This is a genomic window from Bacillus songklensis (assembly GCF_042649685.1).
Classification (GTDB): Bacteria; Bacillota; Bacilli; order Bacillales; family Bacillaceae_H; genus Bacillus_BA; species Bacillus_BA songklensis.
Genome location: NZ_JBHRZT010000015.1, coordinates 1 through 1,635, shown reverse-complemented (window position 1 = coordinate 1,635; position 1,635 = coordinate 1). Strand labels below are relative to the sequence as shown.

Below are 1,635 nucleotides of genomic sequence, written 5' to 3'. Positions count from 1 at the left end.
CCCGACCATTCATTAAATAATCATGGGGCCTTAGCTCAGCTGGGAGAGCGCCTGCTTTGCACGCAGGAGGTCAGCGGTTCGATCCCGCTAGGCTCCACCACTACAAATATGATAAAAACATATATGGCGGCGTAGCTCAGCTGGCTAGAGCGTACGGTTCATACCCGTGAGGTCGTGGGTTCGATTCCCTCCGCCGCTACTATATATATCGAGAAAATGAGAGGACCTTTAGCTCAGCTGGTTAGAGCAGACGGCTCATAACCGTCCGGTCGTAGGTTCGAGTCCTACAAGGTCCATCATTGAATGTGAAGCGTGGAGGAATACCCAAGTCTGGCTGAAGGGATCGGTCTTGAAAACCGACAGGGGTGTCAAAGCCCGCGGGGGTTCGAATCCCTCTTCCTCCGCCATATTTATTCTCATTATCGCGGGGTGGAGCAGTCTGGTAGCTCGTCGGGCTCATAACCCGAAGGTCGCAGGTTCGAATCCTGTCCCCGCAACCAAACAAGGTGGTCCCGTGGTGTAGTGGTTAACATGCCTGCCTGTCACGCAGGAGATCGCGGGTTCGAGTCCCGTCGGGACCGCCATTTTTAAATGCCGGTGTAGCTCAATTGGTAGAGCAACTGACTTGTAATCAGTAGGTTGGGGGTTCAAGTCCTCTCGCCGGCACCATTCGAATAATGGAGGGGTAGCGAAGTGGCTAAACGCGGCGGACTGTAAATCCGCTCCCTCAGGGTTCGGCGGTTCGAATCCGTCCCCCTCCACCATGGCGGTTGTGGCGAAGTGGTTAACGCACCAGATTGTGGCTCTGGCATTCGTGGGTTCGATTCCCATCAATCGCCCCATAAAGTGAAATTTGCGGGTGTAGTTTAGTGGTAAAACCTCAGCCTTCCAAGCTGATGTCGTGAGTTCGATTCTCATTACCCGCTCCATTACGGGCCTATAGCTCAGCTGGTTAGAGCGCACGCCTGATAAGCGTGAGGTCGATGGTTCAAGTCCATTTAGGCCCACCATATTCCACAGTAGCTCAGTGGTAGAGCAATCGGCTGTTAACCGATCGGTCGCAGGTTCGAATCCTGCCTGTGGAGCCATTTGGAGAGCTGTCCGAGTGGTCGAAGGAGCACGATTGGAAATCGTGTAGGCGGTTAACACTGTCTCAAGGGTTCAAATCCCTTGCTCTCCGCCATTTAAGTAATTTTATTTAAATGGCCCGTTGGTCAAGTGGTTAAGACACCGCCCTTTCACGGCGGTAACACGGGTTCGAATCCCGTACGGGTCATTAAGAAATTTTACAAAAAAATACCAACTTCGTGGAATTTGACTTCTGCGAAGTTATGTTGTAATATAAATATTGCCACTGAGACGAAATAGTAAGTTTGAACTTGATTCTTCAATTCAAGAACTTAAAAAAATTTTTTCGTAGAAGTTGACTTCTGATAAATTATCTATTATAATCGTCAGAGTGTTCAACAGTGAGTTAAAAATATTATTGACAAGATTGATTGTTAATGATAAAATTAACTTCTGTCGTTAGAAATTGAACTTTGAAAACTGAACAAACGAACAAACGTCAACGTTAATTCTTTTTATTATGAGCAATCAAACATTTCTTCGGAGAGTTTGATCCTGGCTCAGGAC

At 48.0% G+C, this 1,635-nt stretch carries 14 tRNA genes; all 14 read left to right on the top strand.

The features are described from left to right. Positions 1 to 24 precede the first annotated feature (24 nt). The 14 genes from ACFOU2_RS02490 (at position 25) to ACFOU2_RS02425 (ending at position 1,276) form a co-directional block, all read left to right on the top strand. A tRNA-Ala gene (locus ACFOU2_RS02490) sits at positions 25 to 100 on the top strand. Positions 101 to 125: 25 nt separating this feature from the next. After that, positions 126 to 199: transfer RNA gene (locus ACFOU2_RS02485), tRNA-Met, on the top strand. A 23-nt stretch (positions 200 to 222) separates the two neighbouring features. After that, a tRNA-Ile gene (locus ACFOU2_RS02480) sits at positions 223 to 296 on the top strand. An 18-nt stretch (positions 297 to 314) separates the two neighbouring features. Next, positions 315 to 407: transfer RNA gene (locus tag ACFOU2_RS02475), tRNA-Ser, on the top strand. 16 nt (positions 408 to 423) lie between these two features. Next, positions 424 to 500 (top strand) — tRNA-Met (locus ACFOU2_RS02470). An 8-nt stretch (positions 501 to 508) separates the two neighbouring features. Beyond that, positions 509 to 584 (top strand) — tRNA-Asp (locus ACFOU2_RS02465). Between the two features lie 9 nt (positions 585 to 593). Continuing rightward, positions 594 to 669: transfer RNA gene (locus tag ACFOU2_RS02460), tRNA-Thr, on the top strand. 10 nt (positions 670 to 679) lie between these two features. Beyond that, positions 680 to 764: transfer RNA gene (locus ACFOU2_RS02455), tRNA-Tyr, on the top strand. Positions 765 to 766: 2 nt separating this feature from the next. Further along, positions 767 to 842, top strand: a tRNA-His gene (locus ACFOU2_RS02450). Between the two features lie 13 nt (positions 843 to 855). Continuing rightward, positions 856 to 929 (top strand) — tRNA-Gly (locus tag ACFOU2_RS02445). A gap of 4 nt (positions 930 to 933) precedes the next feature. Next, positions 934 to 1,010: transfer RNA gene (locus ACFOU2_RS02440), tRNA-Ile, on the top strand. 3 nt (positions 1,011 to 1,013) lie between these two features. After that, positions 1,014 to 1,088 (top strand) — tRNA-Asn (locus tag ACFOU2_RS02435). A gap of 3 nt (positions 1,089 to 1,091) precedes the next feature. Then, a tRNA-Ser gene (locus tag ACFOU2_RS02430) sits at positions 1,092 to 1,183 on the top strand. A 21-nt stretch (positions 1,184 to 1,204) separates the two neighbouring features. After that, positions 1,205 to 1,276, top strand: a tRNA-Glu gene (locus ACFOU2_RS02425). The last annotated feature ends 359 nt before the right edge of the window (positions 1,277 to 1,635 follow it).